This window comes from Paucibacter sp. XJ19-41, assembly GCF_028462495.1.
Lineage (GTDB): Bacteria > Pseudomonadota > Gammaproteobacteria > Burkholderiales > Burkholderiaceae_C > Roseateles_E.
The window spans coordinates 1-17,318 of record NZ_JAQOWX010000116.1 but is presented as its reverse complement, the minus strand read 5'-3'; the positions used below and the strand labels follow the sequence as shown (position 1 = coordinate 17,318).

At 68.9% G+C, this 17,318-nt stretch carries 17 protein-coding genes; 12 read left to right on the top strand and 5 right to left on the bottom strand.

What is annotated here, in order from left to right; all coding sequences use genetic code 11:
- From PO768_RS23040 to PO768_RS23010, 7 genes are all read left to right on the top strand, one after another.
- On the top strand, nt 1–445 hold a 445-nt coding region (locus PO768_RS23040), incomplete at its 5' end, for a TolC family protein (RefSeq protein WP_272647923.1).
- A gap of 26 nt (nt 446–471) precedes the next feature.
- Nucleotides 472–1,011, top strand: coding sequence for a hypothetical protein (locus tag PO768_RS23035; RefSeq protein ID WP_272647922.1), 540 nt, complete (start codon nt 472–474; stop codon nt 1,009–1,011).
- Nucleotides 1,008–2,102 carry an efflux RND transporter periplasmic adaptor subunit gene (locus PO768_RS23030; RefSeq protein WP_272647921.1) on the top strand — a complete coding sequence of 365 codons (1,095 nt, stop codon included), beginning with the start codon at nt 1,008–1,010 and terminating at the stop codon, nt 2,100–2,102. The genes PO768_RS23035 and PO768_RS23030 overlap by 4 nt, the downstream gene beginning before the upstream one ends.
- 15 nt (nt 2,103–2,117) lie before the next feature.
- Nucleotides 2,118–5,237 carry an efflux RND transporter permease subunit gene (locus tag PO768_RS23025; protein ID WP_272647920.1) on the top strand — a complete coding sequence of 1,040 codons (3,120 nt, stop codon included), beginning with the start codon at nt 2,118–2,120 and terminating at the stop codon, nt 5,235–5,237.
- 35 nt (nt 5,238–5,272) lie between these two features.
- A complete protein-coding gene (locus PO768_RS23020; RefSeq protein ID WP_442953285.1) occupies nt 5,273–5,668 on the top strand; it encodes a hypothetical protein in 396 nt (131 codons plus the stop codon).
- Nucleotides 5,669–5,719: 51 nt separating this feature from the next.
- Nucleotides 5,720–6,493: a helix-turn-helix transcriptional regulator gene (locus PO768_RS23015; RefSeq protein WP_272647919.1), complete on the top strand. Its 774-nt coding sequence runs from the start codon at nt 5,720–5,722 to the stop codon at nt 6,491–6,493.
- Between the two features lie 72 nt (nt 6,494–6,565).
- Nucleotides 6,566–7,453, top strand: coding sequence for a DMT family transporter (locus tag PO768_RS23010; protein WP_272647918.1), 888 nt, complete (start codon nt 6,566–6,568; stop codon nt 7,451–7,453).
- A gap of 15 nt (nt 7,454–7,468) precedes the next feature.
- On the opposite strand, the gene PO768_RS23005 is transcribed toward PO768_RS23010, so the two are convergent.
- The 3 genes from PO768_RS23005 to PO768_RS22995 all read right to left on the bottom strand — a co-directional run bounded on the left by PO768_RS23005 (nt 7,469) and on the right by PO768_RS22995 (nt 11,615).
- On the bottom strand, nt 7,469–8,338 hold the full coding sequence (locus PO768_RS23005) for a universal stress protein (RefSeq protein WP_272647917.1): 870 nt from the start codon (nt 8,336–8,338) through the stop codon (nt 7,469–7,471).
- A 17-nt stretch (nt 8,339–8,355) separates the two neighbouring features.
- Nucleotides 8,356–9,840, bottom strand: coding sequence for a SulP family inorganic anion transporter (locus PO768_RS23000; protein WP_272647916.1), 1,485 nt, complete (start codon nt 9,838–9,840; stop codon nt 8,356–8,358).
- A 224-nt stretch (nt 9,841–10,064) separates the two neighbouring features.
- Nucleotides 10,065–11,615, bottom strand: a complete 1,551-nt coding sequence (locus tag PO768_RS22995) for a methyl-accepting chemotaxis protein (RefSeq protein ID WP_272647915.1) — start codon at nt 11,613–11,615, stop codon at nt 10,065–10,067.
- Between the two features lie 195 nt (nt 11,616–11,810).
- On the opposite strand from PO768_RS22995, the gene PO768_RS22990 reads away from it, so the two are divergent.
- From PO768_RS22990 to PO768_RS22980, 3 genes are all read left to right on the top strand, one after another.
- Nucleotides 11,811–13,601 carry an ABC transporter transmembrane domain-containing protein gene (locus PO768_RS22990; protein WP_272647914.1) on the top strand — a complete coding sequence of 597 codons (1,791 nt, stop codon included), beginning with the start codon at nt 11,811–11,813 and terminating at the stop codon, nt 13,599–13,601.
- A gap of 218 nt (nt 13,602–13,819) precedes the next feature.
- Nucleotides 13,820–14,122, top strand: coding sequence for a type II toxin-antitoxin system RelE/ParE family toxin (locus PO768_RS22985; protein ID WP_272647913.1), 303 nt, complete (start codon nt 13,820–13,822; stop codon nt 14,120–14,122).
- Nucleotides 14,119–14,439 (top strand): addiction module antidote protein, encoded by a 321-nt coding sequence (locus tag PO768_RS22980; protein ID WP_272647912.1) that lies wholly within the window; start codon nt 14,119–14,121, stop codon nt 14,437–14,439. The genes PO768_RS22985 and PO768_RS22980 overlap by 4 nt, the downstream gene beginning before the upstream one ends.
- 15 nt (nt 14,440–14,454) lie before the next feature.
- Here the strand turns inward: PO768_RS22980 and PO768_RS22975 are convergent, their stop codons facing one another.
- Nucleotides 14,455–15,186 carry a DUF599 domain-containing protein gene (locus tag PO768_RS22975; protein WP_272647911.1) on the bottom strand — a complete coding sequence of 244 codons (732 nt, stop codon included), beginning with the start codon at nt 15,184–15,186 and terminating at the stop codon, nt 14,455–14,457.
- A gap of 20 nt (nt 15,187–15,206) precedes the next feature.
- The gene (locus PO768_RS22970; protein WP_272647910.1) at nt 15,207–15,929 is read right to left on the bottom strand and encodes a pirin family protein; all 723 of its coding nucleotides are present in this window, start codon (nt 15,927–15,929) and stop codon (nt 15,207–15,209) included.
- Between the two features lie 134 nt (nt 15,930–16,063).
- On the opposite strand from PO768_RS22970, the gene PO768_RS22965 reads away from it, so the two are divergent.
- Together PO768_RS22965 and PO768_RS22960 are read left to right on the top strand one after the other, a co-directional pair.
- Complete coding sequence (locus PO768_RS22965; RefSeq protein ID WP_137940877.1) at nt 16,064–17,056, top strand: LysR family transcriptional regulator; 993 nt, start codon at nt 16,064–16,066, stop codon at nt 17,054–17,056.
- The coding region (locus PO768_RS22960; protein WP_272647909.1) for a glutamate--tRNA ligase family protein at nt 17,056–17,318 on the top strand (263 nt) is incomplete at its 3' end. The genes PO768_RS22965 and PO768_RS22960, both read left to right, overlap by 1 nt.

Here is a 17,318-nt window from a genome sequence, read left to right as displayed (position 1 = left end):
CCCCGAGCTGAGCCTGTCGACCGCGCGCGAGCGCGGCGCCCGGGGCGAGGCCTGGGGCCAGACCGTCACGCTGGGCCTGCGCATCCCCTTCGGCAGTGAGGGCCAGCGCAAGACCCAGCTGGCCACGGCCGCCGCCGCCCAGATCGAGGCCGAGACCCAGCTGACGCTGGAACAGCAAAGACTGGCGGCCGAACTCGCCACCGCCCGTGCGCGGCTCGCCGCCTCCGAGGCCCAGCTGCGGTCAGCCGCGCGGCGCGCCGAACTGGCCCGCGAGACCCTGGGCTTTGTCGACAAGGCCTTCGGTCTGGGCGAGACCGATCTGCCGACCCGCTTGCGCGTGGCCCAGGAGGCTTTCGAGGCGCAGCGCCAGAGCGAGCGCGCTCGCCTGGGCCAGCAGCACGCCCTGTCCACCCTGCGCCAGGCCCTGGGCCTGCTGCCGCAGTGAACGCCACCAATATTCAAGGAATCACGATGCTTTTTTTCACTTTCATCCGTCATCGCGGCCTCATCGCTGCGATGGCGCTGGCACTGACGCCAGCCCTGTGGGCCGGCGAAGGCCACAGCCATGACGCCCCGGCCGCAGCAGCCGGCCCTGAACTGCCGCGTTTCCACGCGGTATCCGAAGACTTCGAACTGGTCGGCGTGCTGCAGGGCAAGCAGCTGACGCTCTATCTCGATCACGCGGCCGACAACCGGCCGGTCAAGAACGCGACGCTGGAACTGGAGCTGGGGCCGCTGAAGCTGCGCCCCACGCCGCATGGCGAGGACGGCGAATTCGAGGCTACGCTGGCCGAGGCGCTCAAGCCCGGCACGATCCCGGTAACCGTCACCGTCAGCGCCGGCGCGCAGAGCGATCTGCTGGCCGGCGAACTCGATCTGCACGCGGACGAGCACGGCGATGACGCGGCGGCACTCGCCTGGAAGCCCTGGGCCGCTGGCGCACTGATCGCCGCAGCCGGGGCCGCCGTGCTGCTGAGCCTGCGCGCACGCCGCCAAGGAGTTGCGGCATGAGCAAGCAGCCTCTGATCGTTTTCACCCTGCTCGCCGCCTCGCTGCTGGCCCAGGCCGGCCCCGGCCATGACCACGGCGACGCACCACCGGCCGCAAGCGGCAACGGCCCGCAGCGCCTGCCCGATGGCGCGGTCTTCCTGCCCAAGCCGGCCCAGCGGCAGATCGGCGTGCGCACGCAAGTCAGCAGCGTCGAGGCCTTGCCGCGCGTCAGTGCGCTGGCTGGCGCCGTCGTGATGGACCCGAACGCCGGCGGCAAGGTGCAGGCCTTGATGGCCGGCCGCCTGGAAGCCGGGCCGCGCGGCCTGCCCTCGCTCGGGCAGACCGTGCGCAAGGGCGAACTGCTGGCCTGGGTGCGCCCGGGCGGCGAGGCGCTGGAGCGCGCCGGCCAGGCAGCGCAGATCGCCGAATGGCAGGCCCAGCGAGGCCTGGCCGAGCAGCGCCTGGCGCGGCTGAAACAGCTGGCCGACAGCGTGCCGCGCAAGGAGATCGAGGCGGCTGAGAGCGAGCTGGCCAGCCTGCGCGCGCGCATCGCGGCGGTCGGTGCCGGCCTGGCCTCGCGCGAGGCGCTGCTGGCGCCGGTCAGCGGCGTGATCGCGTCAGCCGCAGCGGTGGCCGGCCAGGTGGTCGACGCGCGCGATCTGCTGTTCGAGATCGTCGATCCGGCGCGGCTGCGTGTCGAGGCGCTGGCCTATGACAGCGCCGCAGCGCAGGACATCGCCGGCGCGGCCTTGGCCGTCAGCGGCGTCAAGCTGGACTTCATCGGCGCAGGGCGTGCGCTGCGCGAGCAGGCGATACCCTTGCTATTCCGCGCCCAGGGCACGGGCCTGCAAGACCTGGCCCTGGGCCAGCCGGTGCAGGTGCTTGTGCACAGCCGCAGCACCGTACAGGGCGTGCGCCTGCCGGCCGCGGCCCTGGTGCGCAGCGCCTCGAACCAGACCATGGTCTGGGTCAAGGCCGCGCCGGAGCGCTTCGAGCCCAGAGTCGTGACGAGCACGCCGCTGGACGGCGCGACGGTGGCGGTCAGCGCGGGGCTCAAGCCCGGCGAGCGGGTCGTCTCCGAAGGCGCCTTGCTGATCAACCAGATCCGATAACCGAGGCCACCAATCATGTTCAAGTGGCTACTCGACTACAGCCTGGGCAACCGGCTGCTGGTCATCATCGCCGCGCTGGCGCTGATGGCCTATGGCGCATTCACCTTGTCGCGCACCCCGGTGGATGTCTTTCCCGATCTCAACAAGCCCACGGTCACGCTGATGACCGAGGCCGGCGGCATGGCCGCCGAGGAGGTGGAACAGCTGATCACCTTCCCGCTGGAAACGGCGATGAACGGCCTGCCCGGTGTCGAATCGGTGCGCTCGACCTCCAGCGCCGGCCTGTCCTTCGTCTACATCACCTTCGACTGGAGCGCCGAGATCTTCCGCGCCCGGCAGATGGTGTCGGAGCGGCTGGCGACCTTGGAGCAGGGCCTGCCCGAGGGCGTGGTCGCGCATATGGGGCCGATCAGCTCCATCATGGGCGAGATCATGCAGATCGCGCTGCCGATCGACACCGACAAGGTCTCGGCGATGGCGGTGCGCGAGTATGCGGACTGGGTGCTCAGGCCGCGCCTGATGGCGATTCCCGGCGTTGCCCAGGTGATCCCGATCGGCGGCGAGGTGCGGCAGTTCCAGGTCCAGCCGCAGACCGCGCGCATGGCCGAGCTGGGCGTCACGCAGGAGCAGCTGGCGGCGGCGCTGCAGCGCTATGCGGCCAACAGCTCGGGCGGCTTTCTGGAGCTCAACGGCCGCGAGTACCTGATACGCCATCTGGGCCGCGACAACAGCCTGGAGGCCTTGCGCCATCTGGCGCTGGGTGCCAGGAACGGCCAGCCACTGCTGCTGCGCCAGGTCGCCGAGGTCAGCTTCGCGCCGGCCCTCAAGCGCGGCGATGCCGGCTTCGAGGGCAAGCCGGCGGTGATCCTGGGGATCCAGAAGCAGCCCGGCGCCGATACCGTGGCGCTGACGCTGGCCATCGAGGCAGCGCTGGGCGAGATGAAGCGCTCGCTGCCGGCCGGCATGGCCGCGCCCCAGGTCACCTTCCGCCAGGCCAGTTTCATCGAGTCCTCGATCTCGACCTTGCAAGGCAAGCTGATCGGCGCCTCGGTCTTTGTCGCGGTGATCCTGTGGTTTTTCCTCGGCAATCTGCGCAGCACGGTGATCGCGCTGTTGGCGATTCCGGTGTCCATCCTCATCACGGCCCTGGTGTTTCGCTATTTCGGCTTGTCGATCAACACGATGACCTTGGGCGGGCTGGCGATCGCAATCGGCGGCCTGGTCGACGATGCGGTGGTCGATGTCGAGAACATCATCCGCCGCCTCAAGGAAGACCGCGCGCGCCATCCGGAGCATCGGCTGAACCCGCTGCAGCTGGTGGCCAAGGCCAGCATGGAGGTGCGCTCGGGCATTCTGTATGCGACCGCCATCATCGTGCTGGTCTTCCTGCCGCTGTTCGCGCTGCCGGGCATGGAGGGGCGGCTGTTCGTGCCGCTGGGCATCGCCTTCATCGTCTCGACCCTGGCCAGCCTGCTGGTCTCGGTGACGGTGACGCCGGTGCTGAGCTACTACCTGCTGCCGACGATGAAATCGCTGGACCATGGCGACACCCGGCTGCTGGCCTGGTTGAAGGCGCGCTATGCAGTGGGGCTGCAGGCCGTGCTCAAGCATCCGAAGCGCGCGCTGGCGGCAGGCGCCTGCGCGGCGCTGGCCGCGGCGGCGGCCGTGCCCTTTTTCGCCACCACCTTTTTGCCGCCCTTCAACGAAGGCACTTTGCTGATCGGCCTGCGCCTGAACCCGGGCGTGACCCTGGCCGAAAGCTCGGCGCTGGCTCGCCAGGCCGAGCTGCTGGTGATGCAGGTGCCCGAGGTCGCCCATGTGGGCCGGCGCAGCGGCCGGGCCGAGCTGGACGAGCATGCCGAGGGCGTGCATGTCAGCGAGCTCGATGTGGGGCTGAAACCGCAGGCCGAGATCACGCGCTCCATGGACGAGGTCCAGGCCGATATCCGCGCCCGCCTGGTGAATCTGCCGGCCGGGGTCGCGATCGGCCAGCCGATCTCGCACCGCATCGACCACATGCTGTCCGGCGTGCGCTCGCAGATCGCGATCCGCATCTTCGGCGAGGACCTGGACACCTTGCGCGGCCAGGCCGATGCCTTGCGCACACGACTGGCCGCCATCCCGGGCCTGGCCGATCTGGAGATCGAGAAGCAGGTGCTGGCGCCGCAGATCAAGGTGCGCATCGACGCGGCGGCCGCCGCCCGCTACGGCGTGCCGACGCCGCAGATCACGGCCGCTTTGCAGGCGCTGGTCGAGGGCCAGGAGCTCAGCCAGATCGTCGAGGACGGCCGGCGCTTCGCGTTGGTGCTGCGCCTGCCCGAGTCGGCGCGCTCGATGGAGGGCCTGGCGCAGATCATGATCGCCACCCCATTGGGCCCGGTACCGCTGTCCAAGCTGGCCAGCATCGAGGACGGCGACGGCCCGAACCAGATCAGCCGCGACGACGGCAAGCGCCGCATCGTGCTGTCGGCCAATGCGCAGGGGCGCGCGCTGTCCGACATCGTCGCCGACATCCGCAAGGTGGTCGCCGAGACGCCGCTGCCCGAGGGCTATTTCGTCACGCTGGGCGGACAGTTCCAAGCGCAGGAACAGGCCTCGCGCCTGGTGGGTCTGCTGTCCCTGGTGTCGGCGGCGCTGATGTTCGTCGTGCTGTTCAGCCGCTACCAGAGCACCCGGCTGGCGCTGATCATCATGGCCAATATCCCGCTGGCCCTGGTCGGCGCGGTGCTGGGACTGTGGCTGTCGGGGCAGCCGCTGTCGGTCGCGGCCCTGGTCGGCTTCATCACGCTGGCCGGCATCTCGGTGCGCAACGGCATCCTGAAGCTGAGCCACTACCTGAACCTGATGCGCTTCGAGGGCGAGAGCTTCGAGCCCAAGATGATTGTTCGGGGCTCGCTGGAGCGGCTCAGTCCGGTGCTGATGACGGCCCTGGTGACCGCCTTCGCGCTGGCGCCGTTGCTGTTCGAGGCCGAGCGTCCCGGCACCGAGATCCTGCATCCGGTAGCCGTGGTGATTTTCTGCGGCCTGATCAGCTCGACCCTGCTCGACACCTTTCTGACCCCGGCGATGTTCTGGCTGTTTGGCCGCCGCGATGCCGAGCGGCTGCTGGACGACCGTGACGCGCAAGCTTTCTGATGCACCACCCCAACCCAAGAGAGAGGACTTTGAAAATGATGACCATCAAGACTTTGGCCTGCGCTGCGGCGCTGAGCCTGGCAAGCCTCGCCGCCCAGGCGGCCGGCGATCACAGCCACGCCCATGAGCACAAGCCGCTGCATGGCGGCGTCGTGGTCGAGGCCAGCGATATCGACTTCGAGCTGGTGGCCAAGGCCGAGCAGATCACCCTGTATGTGCGCGACCACGGCAAGCCGGCCTCCACCGCCGGCGCGGTGGCCAAGCTGACCCTGCTCAGCGGCGCCGACAAGAGCGAGCTCGCGCTGAGCCCGGCCGGCGACAACAAGCTGGAGGCCAAGGGCAGCTTCAAGACCGGCCCGGGCACCAAGGTCGTGGCCACCGTGACCTTGGCCGGCAAGAAGCCGGTCAATGTGCGCTTCAGCCTGAAGTAGGCCGGCACGTCGGTCTGCGGCAGCCCTCCCTGAGCCCCTAGAGTGGGGCTCATGCCGCAAGACCGCACCCTGCTGCACACCGGCGACCGCCTGCGGGTGGAGCGCGTCGTCATGCATGCGTTGCCCGCGCAATGGAGCCCTTGCTACCAGGTGGCTTCCGCGCGCTTGGTGCTGCCCGCCCGGGGCGCCACCGAGTTCCGTCTGGCCGATCAAACACGCGTGCTTGACGGCGTGACCGTGCTGCGTCTGCCGCCGGGCCAAGCCTACCAGCTCAAGCCCTGCGGCGCCGCGACACGCGCCAGCATCGTCGTCAGTGCCCGACCGGGCATCGACGACGGCCTGGCGTCAGCACCCAGCGCCTGGCTGCTGGCGCCGCGCGCACTGTGGCTGCTGCGCCGGCATTGGCGCGCGCTGGCCCGCGATCCGCTGCGCGCCGGGCCGCTGACATCGGCGCTGCTGCAACACGCCTTGCAGCAAGCGCTGCCTGCCGATCCGAACCCAACGGTCGTGCTGCGCGCGCAGCGCTTCATCGTTGCGCGCACCGACACAGACGTACGCTGGCACTTGCAGGACGTGGCCGATGCGGCCTGCTGCTCGCTGTTTCACCTGGCGCGCTCATTTCGTCGGCACACCGGCCTAAGCCTGCATGGCTATCGCCAGCGACTGCGCCTGGCCGTGGCGCTGCAGCGGCTCGAAGACGGCGAGCGCGACCTTGCCGGCCTGGCCCATGATCTGGGCTTCAGCAGCCAGAGCCATCTGGGTGCCGCCTTCCAGCGGGGGCTGGGCGTGACACCGGCCCAGGCACGCCGCGAGCTCGGCCGCTGAGACCAAGGCTGCGCATCGATAGCGCAGGATTCTGATAGTCGCGACCGGTCCGGCCGGGCAGACTCGGCCCCCATGATGAATCGCCCCTTCGTGCTCGGCCTGCTGGCCGCCCTGGCTGCCGCGCTGATCGCCAGTGTCTGGCAGCTCGCTTCGCGCCATGGTGTCAGCACCAGCCTGGGACCGCTGGAGCTGAACACGCTGCGTTACGGCCTGCCCAGCCTGGTGCTGTTGCCCTTGCTGCTGAAGACCGGCTTGCTGCCGGCCGGGCTGCCGCGTCGCCGGCTGGCCCTGCTGGTGATGGGCGGCGGGCTGCCGTTCGGCGCGCTGGTGATGATGGGTGCGCAGTGGGCGCCGGCCGCTCATATGGGCGTGTTCATGGCCGGCAGCATGCCGCTGTTCACCGCCCTCGGTGCCCGGCTCTGGCATGGCGAGCGCATAGTCGGCCAGCGCCTGTGGGGGCTGTTGCTGATCTTGCTGGGCCTGCTGCTGTTTGCCACCGGCAGCCTGGCCGACGCGGCGCAGAGCTGGCGCGGTGATCTGCTGTTCATGCTGGCGTCCGCGCTATGGGCGGCATACACACTGGCCTTTCGTCACAGTGGCCTGACACCCTGGCAGGGCGCGGCCATCGTCAACGGCTGGTCCTGCCTGCTGCTGCTGCCGCTCTTGCTGAGCGTCGGTGCGCCACGGCTGCTGAGCGCGCCCTGGAGCGATGTCGCCTGGCAGGCGCTGGGCCAGGGCCTGCTGGCCGGCCTGCTGGGCCTGCTGGTCTATATGGCAGCGATCGAACGGCTTGGGGCGGCCCGCGCCTCGCTGTCAGCCGCCCTGGTGCCACTCTTGACGGCCGGCGGTGCGAGCTGGCTGCTCAAGGAGCCGCTGGGCGCCGCGACACTGCTTGCCTGCGCCATCGTGGCCGGCGGCGTGGCCTTGGCCAGTGGGGCGCTGCGGTTCAGGGCAGGCTAAACCGTCTGCTCGCGATCAGCGCAGCACCAGCACCGGCAGCTCGCTGCTGCGCAACAAGGTGGTCGTGGTGCTGCCGACGATGAACTGGCGGATGCGGGAGTGGCCGTAGGCCCCCATCACCAAGAGCGCATCGGCATGCGCCTTCAGCAGCGGCGGCAACACGTCTTCCGGCTCGCCGGGCAGCAGCTCGGTCTGCACCTCGGCGAAGCCGGCCGCGCTGAGCTGCATCCGCGCCTCTTCAAGCTGGCCGCGCGCAGGCCCTGTGTCCACACCGGCCATCACAATCAGGGCCGGCAGGCCGGCCAGCAAAGGGCTGCGCCGCACCATGTCCACCGTCTTGCGCGCCGTGGCGCTGCCGTCGAAGGCGATGACGAAACGCTGCGGCGGTGCGAAGCCTTCGCAGGTCACGACCAGCACCGGGCGCTGCACCACCCGGATCAGCCGCTCCACATGATGGTCCAGATGCAGGCGGGCGCCTGGCTTGGCATGGCGCTGGTGCTCGCCCAGCACGTAAAGCCGTGCATCGGCCTGCAGCTCGGCAGCCGCCTCGGCCAACTCGCCGTGGCGCAGCAGCGCGCCGGCGCCGGACACACCGGCCGCCGATGCGCGCTCGCTGGCGGCCGTGAGCAAGCGGCGACCCGCCTCTTGAGCCAGCTTGGCGCGTCGGGCGTCGAGCTCGCTGAGCTCGTGCAGCAGCGAGTCCTGTGCGCCCAGGCCGATGGTGCCGCTGTAGTCGCTCAAGCCCGCAGCCTGCGTCGGCTCGGGTTCGAGCACATGCAGGAACTCCAGCGGTGCGCTCATGCGCAGCGCCGACCAGGCGGCCCAGTCGATAACCGCCGCCGTGTTCGCTAGCCCGTCGATGCAGGCATAGACTTTGTTCGTCATGGCTTGTCTCCTCGCTCTCAATGCGTCAGTTGTCCGACGACGCCCGGCTTGTCATGGATCGCAAAGCGGTCCACAAGCGTGGCGCTGGCCTCATTAAGGCCCAGCACCTCGACCTCGGCACCCTCGCGCTTGAATTTGAGCACCACCTTGTCCAGCGCGCTGATGGCCGTGATGTCCCAGAAATGCGCGCGGCTGACGTCGATGCGCACCTGGGTCACCACCTCCTTGAAGTCGAAGCTGCCGATGAAGGCCTCGCTGGACGCAAAGAAAACCTGGCCCACCACGGCGTAGCTGCGCGTCGTGCCGGCCTCATCCAAGCTGCGGTCTATGCGCAGCACACGGCCGACCTTGTGCGCGAAGAACAGGCCCGACAGCAGCACGCCGACAAACCCGCCCCGAGCCAGGTCATGGGTGGCCACCGTCACCACGACGGTGGCGATCATCACCAGGGAGGAGCTGGGCGGATGCTGGCGCAGGTTCTTGATCGAGCTCCAGCTGAAAGTGCCGATGGACACCATGATCATCACCGCCACCAGGGCGGCCATCGGGATCTTGCCCACCCAGTCGCCGAGGAAGACCACGAAGACCAACAGCATCGCGCCGGCAAACAGCGTCGAGAGCCGACCGCGACCGCCCGATTTCACATTGATCACCGATTGGCCGATCATTGCGCAGCCGGCCATGCCGCCGATGAAGCCGGTGGCGATATTGGCCACGCCCTGGCCCACGCACTCGCGGTTCTTGTTGCTGTCGGTGTCGGTCAGCTCGTCGACGATGGAGGCCGTCATCATCGATTCCAACAGACCCACGACCGCCAGGGTCGCCGCGTAGGGAAAGATGATCGTCAAGGTCTGCCAGTTCAGCGGCACTTCGGGCAGCAGGAAGACCGGCAGGCTGTCGGGCAGTTGACCCATATCGCCGACCGTGCGGATGTCCAGATCAAGCGCCAGCGCCACGCCGGTCAGCACGACGATGGTCACCAGCGGCGAGGGGATCGCCTTGGTGAGGTAGGGAAAGCCATAGATGATGGCCAGGCCGGCTGCCGTCATCGCATAGACATGCCAGCTCACGTTAGTCAGCTCGGGCAACTGGGCCATGAAGATCAGAAGGGCCAGCGCGTTGACGAAGCCGGTGATCACCGAGCGCGAGACAAAGCGCATCAGCGCGCCCAGCCTGAGCAGGCCGGCGAGGATCTGCAGCACACCGGTCAGCACGGTGGCGGCCAGCAGGTATTGCAGGCCATGCTCCTTGACCAGGGTCACCATCACCAGCGCCATCGCGCCGGTGGCGGCCGAGATCATGCCCGGGCGGCCGCCGGCAAAGGCGATGATGACGGCGATGCTGAAGGAGGCATACAAACCAACCTTGGGATCGACGCCTGCGATGATGGAGAAGGCAATCGCCTCGGGGATCAGCGCGAGCGCGACCACCAGACCCGACAGCAGATCGCCGCGAACATTGGACAACCAGTCGCGGCGCAAAGAGGAAAGTGTGGGCAGCATGGGCAGCGGGGACGAGCACCGGCGGCGCGGTCCATCGTCCAGACAATGAGAGACGGGAGTGCCGGCCAGGGCGGCCGGCATGCGGTGAGTGCGCGGGCCCTGGCTAGGGCGGAGTCACCGAGCAGAAATAGCCCAGCGGCAACTCGCGGCCCGGGCGCGCAGCGGCGGGCTTGATCGGCGTGAGGCTGAGGTTTTGCACCGGCGCATTGTAAGCAGCGGCTGTTTCAGCGCCCCAGCTTGAACACGCTGACCACCTCGGCCAGCTGCGCGGCCTGGTGCTTCAGACTCTCGGCGGCGGCCGCGCTCTGCTCGACCAGGGCGGCGTTTTGCTGCGTGACCTGATCGAGCTGGGTCACCGCCTCGCCGACCTGGCTGATGCCGGTGGTCTGCTCGCCGGTGGCGTGCGAGATCTCCTCGATCAGGTCATTGACCTTGCGCACCTGGGCGACGATGCCCTCCATGCTCTGGCCGGCCTCGCCGACCAGCCGGGTGCCGGCCTGGACCTTCTCGGCGCTGTTGACGATCAGGCCCTTGATCTCCTTGGCCGCGTTGGCCGAGCGCTGCGCGAGGCTGCGCACCTCGGCGGCGACGACCGCAAAGCCGCGCCCCTGCTCGCCGGCCCGGGCCGCCTCGACCGCGGCGTTCAGCGCCAGGATATTGGTCTGGAAGGCGATGCCGTCGATCACGCCGATGATGTCGGTGATCTTGTTGGAGGCGGCGGAGATGTCCTGCATCGTCGCGACCACCTGGCCCACCACGCTGCCGCCTTGAACGGCCGCCGTCGACGCGGCATTGGCCAGCGCGGCGGCCTGGCGGGCGGTGTCGGCATTGTTCTTGACGGTGCTGGTCAGCTCCTCCATCGAGGCCGCCGTCTGCTCCAGATTGGCGGCCTGCTCTTCGGTGCGCTGGCTCAGGTCGGCATTGCCGTTGGCGATCTCGGCCGAGCCGGTGGCGATGCTGTCGCTGCTTTGGCGCACCGCGCCGACGATGCGCACCAGCGAGCTCTGCATGCGCTGCATCGAGCGCAGCATCTCGGCCACCTCGCCGCGCCCCTCCGCCCGGATCTCGCGTGACAGATCGCCCTCGCCGATGCTGGCCACCGCCTCGCTGGCCGAGGCCAGCGAACGCCGGATGCCAGCCACCACCACCCAGGCCAGCAGGCATAGCAGCGCCAGTCCGGCCAGGCCGGCGCCCAGCACCATGAGCCGATACGCCTTGATCATGCCGGCCGCCTCGGCGGCCTGCTCGGCCGAGCGCCGGGCCTGGAAGGCCACCATCTTGTCGGCCGTCGCGATATAGCGCTCCATCAGCGGCGCAAAGCTGCTGCGGCCCAGCGAGCGCGCCTGCGCCATATCGCCCTGCTTCTTCAGGGCCAGCGCCTTGTCACGGGCCTCCAGATAGGATTTGCGCACACCGGCCAGTTCCTCCTGGATACGCAAGCCCTCGGGGCTGGTCTCCAGCTCGGCGTAGCGCTTTTGCACGGTGCTGGTGTCGGCGGTGACCGCCGCCATGCCGTCCTTGAAGTAGTCCTGCAGGCTGTCGCCGTCCGACTCGATGATGGCGAAGACCCGGGTCGCGTTGACGGCGATATTGCCGCGCCAGCGCTGCGCCAGCTGCAGCCGCTCGACCTGGTCGGTGGCCAGTTGCTCGACCGTCGCGCCCAGCGCCTGCACGCGCAGCAGGCTCAGCCCGATGATGCCCAACAGGATGGCGACGGCAACACCGACGATCAGCGAAAACTGCTGGGCAATGCTCAGCTGCGAACGCCATCCCATGCCTTGGCTTGCTTGTGTCATATCGAGAGGCCCCAACACCAGACACTGGCTCTCTTGCTCTATCGTCAGCATGGGCGCCATCTTGAGCGCTGTTCGCACGCGCCGCCCGGACAGGCCGGCCGGTGCCGCCCGCGTTTTTGATCGTCGCCGGCCAAAGAGGCCACAATGCCTGCGCCGCCACCCGCCTTGCCACGCATGCCTGCACTCGACGCTGTAGCCGATACCGCTCCCAAAGCCTCGCCCCGCGCCCTCTCCGGCCTCTGGCCTTTTCTTGCGCCTTATCGCGGCCGCATCCTGACCGCCCTGCTCTTCCTGCTGCTGGCCGCGCTGGCCACGCTGGCCTTCCCGCTGGCGCTGCGCGGGCTGATCGACCAGGGCCTGGTGGCCAGCGATCCGGGCGAGCGGCTGATGGCGCTGCGCGGGCATTTCCTGGCACTGTTCGGCGTCGGCGCGGCCTTGGGCCTGTTCTCGGCGGCGCGCTTTTATGCCGTCACCTGGCTGGGCGAGCGGGTCAGCGCCGATCTGCGCAATGCGGTCTACAGCCATGTGCTGCGCCAAAGCCCCGAGTTCTTCGAGCACACCCAGACCGGAGAGGTGCTGAGCCGCATCACGACCGACACCACGGTGGTGCAGACCGTGGTCGGCTCCAGCCTGTCGATGGGGCTGCGCAACAGCGTGATGGGCATCGGTGCGATGGTGATGCTGATCATCACCAACCCCTGGGTGATGACCCAGGTGCTGGGGCTGTTGATCCTGGTGGTGCTGCCGGCCATCTATTTCGGCCGGCGCGTGCGGCGCCTGTCGCGCGCCAGCCAGGACCGCGTCGCCGACACCAGCGCGATCGCGGCCGAGGTGCTGAACGCGGTGACCGTGGTGCAGAGCTATGTGCAGGAAGGCGCCGAGACACGCCGCTTCGCCGGCGCCAGCGAGGCCGCTTTCGACACCGCCCGCAAGCGCACCCGGGTGCGATCGATGCTGGTGGCCTTCATCATCACGGCCACCTTCGGCTCCATGCTGTGGGGCCTGTACCAGGGCACGCAGGCGGTGATCGCCGGCAATATCAGCGCCGGCCATCTGGGCCAGACCGTGGTCTACGTCATCCTGCTGGTCAGCAGCGTCGCGGTGCTGGCCGAGGTCTGGGGCGATGTCTTGCGCGCCGCCGGCGCCACCGAGCGGCTGATGGAGCTGCTGGCGACCCGTTCGACCATCGCCGAGCCGGCCGCGCCGCTGCCGCTGCCGGCCACCGCCGGCGGCTCCGGACTGAGCCTGCGCGGCATCCAGTTCCACTACCCCTCGCGCCCACAGCAGCCCGCGCTGACCGACTTCGACCTGGAACTGCGACCCGGCGAGACCGTGGCCCTGGTCGGCCCCAGCGGCGCCGGCAAGAGCACGGTGCTGCAGCTGCTCTTGCGCTTTTATCAGCCGCAGGCCGGCACGATCACGCTGGACGGCGTGCCCATCGATCGCGTCTCGTTGCAGACGCTGCGCCAGCGCATCGGCCTGGTGCCGCAGGACAGCGTGATCTTCTCGGCCAATGCGCTGGAGAACATCCGCTACGGCCGCCCCGAGGCCAGCGATGAGGAGGTGTTCGCGGCGGCCCGCGCCGCCTTCGCGCACGACTTCATCAGCCAGCTGCCCGAGGGCTACCACACCTTTCTGGGCGAGCGTGGTGTGCGCCTGTCCGGCGGCCAGCGCCAGCGCATCAGCATCGCCCGCGCCATCCTGAAGAACCCCCCGCTGCTGCTGCTCGACGAGGCCACCAGCGCGCTGGACGCCGAGAGCGAGCGCGCGGTGCAGGCGGCACTGGAGGTCGCCATGCAGGGCCGCAGCACCCTGGTGATCGCGCACCGGCTGGCCACCGTGCAACGCGCCGACCGCATCGTCGTGATGGAACACGGCCGCGTCGTCGAGACCGGCACGCATGCCGAGCTGGTGGCCGCCGGCGGGCTGTATGCAAGGCTGGCGGCGATGCAGTTCGAGGGTTGAAATGAAACCCCTCGTCCAAGGCGTACCTTGGCCGGTCCCCCGAGGGGACGGCGATGCTTGCGGCATTGAGCCGCAAGCACATCGCCAGTGCGGGCCGGCTTGGGGCGGCCCGGCGCTCGGCCCGAATTACCCCGGTTTCATGCGGCGTGGGCGCCGCGAGTGCGGAATGGATAACAGAGACGGTTTTTTGAAAGTATCCAATTGGATACAATCGCTGCATGTTCACCGTTCAGCTGACGACGGCGTTCGAGGCTTGGCTCGATGGGTTGCGAGACAGGAGGGCGCAGATCCGCATCGCTGCCCGCCTGCGCCAGGCCAGTGCCGGCAGCCTCGGCGACTGGAAGTCGGTCGGCGGTGAAGTGTCCGAGATGCGCGTGGACATCGGCCCAGGCTACCGGCTGTACTTCACCCGCAAGGGCAATGTCCTGATCATCATGCTCGCCGGTGGCGACAAGTCTTCGCAGGCACGCGATATCCGGCGCGCGCAGCAGATCCTCAAAGAACTGGAGTCAGAACCATGAGCAAGATGAGGAAGGAGTCCGCCGCGAAGCTGGTGCCCTTCGACGCGGCCCGTTACCTGACCGACGACGAAGCGATCGCCGAATACATGAACGCCGTGCTGGAGACCGAGGATCCCGATCTGCTGCTGCTGGCCCTGGGCGATGTGGCGCGAGCCCGGGGCATGTCGCAGGTGGCCAAGGATGCCGGCCTGGGCCGGGAGAGCCTCTACAAGGCGCTGGCCCCCGGTGCCAAACCGCGCTTCGATACCGTGATGAAGGTGGCGCGGGCGCTGGGTGTGCGCCTCACCGCCCAAACCGTCGAGCCCACGGGTTCCTGAAGCAATGGCCAGGCGCTAGGCGCCGCCCTCCCCGCTGCCATCTCCTTGCAAGACCTTCAGCACCTCGGAGCGGAACTCGCGCTGGTAGAGGATGTAGATCACGCCGACGGTGCCGCCGATGAAGGCCCAGGGCGAGAAGAACCAGGCTATCGCGGCGAAGGCCAGGTAGTAGGCGCGCAGGCCGTCGTTGAAGGTCTCGGCCGCCAGGCCGACGACGCGGCCGGCGCGGTCGGCGAAGGCCTCGCGCGACAGGCCGCCGCTCTCGAACAGCTTGTGGTCCGGGGCCGAGGCCACCAGCAGTGCGCCGAAGGTGTACTGGCGCATGCTCCAGGTGAAGCGGAAAAAGGCGTAGACAAAGATGCCAGCCAGCAGCACCAGCTTCAGATCGAAGACCAGGGTCGAGGTGCGGGCCGCGAACGGGATCTCGCGCACCAGTTCGCTGGCCTGGTCGCTGGCGCCCAGCACGGCCAGCAGGCCGCCGATGATCAGGATGGTGGTGGAGGCAAAGAAGGAAGGGCTGGTGGACAGGCTTTGCACCACCACCCCGTCGATCACCCGCACTTCGCGGTAGGTGACCTGCAGCATCCAGAGCCGGCGCTCGCGGTTGGTCGCCGCCAGCACCGAGCCCTTGCTGACCGCCTGGTGCTTGGCGAACTGGGCATAACCGACCCAGCCGCCAAAGAACAAGGCCAGCGCCAGCCAGTCGATGGCGGGCAGAAAAGTCAGCACGGTCCACAGTTTTTCCATGGCCGTGAGTCTAGCCAGTCTCAGGGCGCGAGATCGAACACCAGGACCTCGGCATCCGAGCCCTGACCCAGCACCAATTTGTCGGTCCCGGCCAGCTTCAGCGCATCACCGCCGGCCAGGGTCTGGCCGTTGACAAGCAGGCTGCCGCGCACCAGGTGCACATAGGCCAGGCGCCCCGGCGCCAGCGCCAGCTCGGCCGCTTCATCGCCATTGAACAGGCCGGCATAAAGCCTGGCGTCGGCATGGATGGACACCGAGCCCTCGGCACCGTCGTTCGAGGCCACCAGACGCAGGCGGCCGCGCTTGTCCTCGGCCGGGAAATGCAGCTGCTGGTAGCTGGGCGCCACGCCGCGCTGGTCGGGCATGATCCAGATCTGCAGGAAATGGGTCTGCCTGCCCTGCGCGTTGTTGAACTCGCTGTGCATCACGCCGGTGCCGGCGCTCATGCGCTGCACATCGCCGGGCTTGATGACGCCGGCATGGGCGCCGCCTGCCGTGCCGTTGCCCATGCTGTCCTTGTGGGCCAGTTCGCCGTCCAGCACATAGCTGATGATTTCCATATCGCGATGGCCGTGGGTGCCGAAGCCGGTGCCCGGGGCGATGCGGTCTTCATTGATCACGCGCAGCGCGCCAAAGCCCATGCGCTGGGGGTTGTAGTAGTCGGCGAAGGAGAAGCTGTGGAAGGACTTCAGCCAGCCATGGTCGGCATAGCCACGGTCGGAGGATTTGATCAGTTCAAGCATCGTGGGCTCCTGTTTGTTGAGCGCCTCGTCGGCGCCATGGATCCAATGTAGGAGCGGGAGCCTTCAACAAAGCCCCCTCGCCGATGAAGTCAACGTTCAAATAAGATGAAGGCCCACGCCTTCACCCTCTGCCCATGCACGCCACCCACGACAAACGCCGCGTCCTGACCCCCGAGGCCCTGACGATGATGGACACCATCGCCCGCACCGGCAGCTTTGCGGCCGCCGCGCGGGCCATGGGCAAGGTGCCCTCGGCGCTGACCTACAGCGTGCGCCAGCTGGAGGAGGCGCTGGACGTGCTGCTGTTCGACCGCCGCTCGCGCCAGGCCGAGCTGACCGCCGCCGGCCAGGAGCTGCTGGTCGAGGGCCGGCGCCTGCTGCAGGAGATGGACGCGGTGGCCAACCGGGTGCGGCGCGTCGCCACCGGCTGGGAGAGCGAGCTGACCGTCGCGATCGACGACGCGGTGGCGCGCCGGGCCCTGTTCGACCTGATGGAGGCCTTCTACCAGCTGCCGGTCGACGACACGCCCGATGCGGACGGCGTGGTCGCCAAAGGCCCGCCGACCCGGCTGAAGCTGCGCGTCGAGGTGCTGTCCGGCACCTGGGAGGCGCTGCTGTCGGGCCAGGCCGATCTGGCCATCGGCACCTCGGCCCAGCCGCCGGGCAGCTCGGTGTTCTGCGAGCTGCTGGGCGATATGGAAATGGTGTTCTGCGTGGCCCCGCACCACCCGCTGGCCCGTCACGACGGCCCGCTGTCGGCCGCGACGATCGCGCAGCACCGCATCATCGCGGTGGCCGACAGCGCCCGCAGCCTGGCGCCGATGACGGTGGGCGTAATGCCCGGCCAGGAGGTGCTGACCGTGCCCTCGATGGCCACCAAGCTGGAGGGCTTGATGCGCGGCCTGGGCTGCGGCTCGCTGCCGGTGTCCATGGTGCGGCGCCATGTCGAGGCCGGCCGCCTGCTGCAGCTGCCGACCTTCCAGGAAAAACGCGTCTTCCCGATGCACTATGCCTGGCGCAACACCGGCCAGCCGCCCGCCAAGGCCTTGTCCTGGTGGCTGGGCCAGCTGCAGAGCGCGGCGACCCGGCGCTCGCTGCTGGAGCAGCATGAGGGGCTGCTGCTTTGATGGCTGGCCGCTACGTCGGTCGCTTTGCGCCCTCGCCCACCGGGCCGCTGCATGCCGGCTCCCTGGTCGCGGCGCTGGCCAGCTGGCTGGATGCGCGCGCCCACGGCGGGCGCTGGCTGCTGCGCATCGAGGATGTCGACACACCGCGCTGCCCGCCGGGCGCCGACCAGCTGATCCTGTCCCAGCTCGCCGCCGTGGGCCTGCTGCCCGATGCGCCGCCGGTCTGGCAGTCGCAGCGCGGCGCGCTCTATGCGGCCGCGCT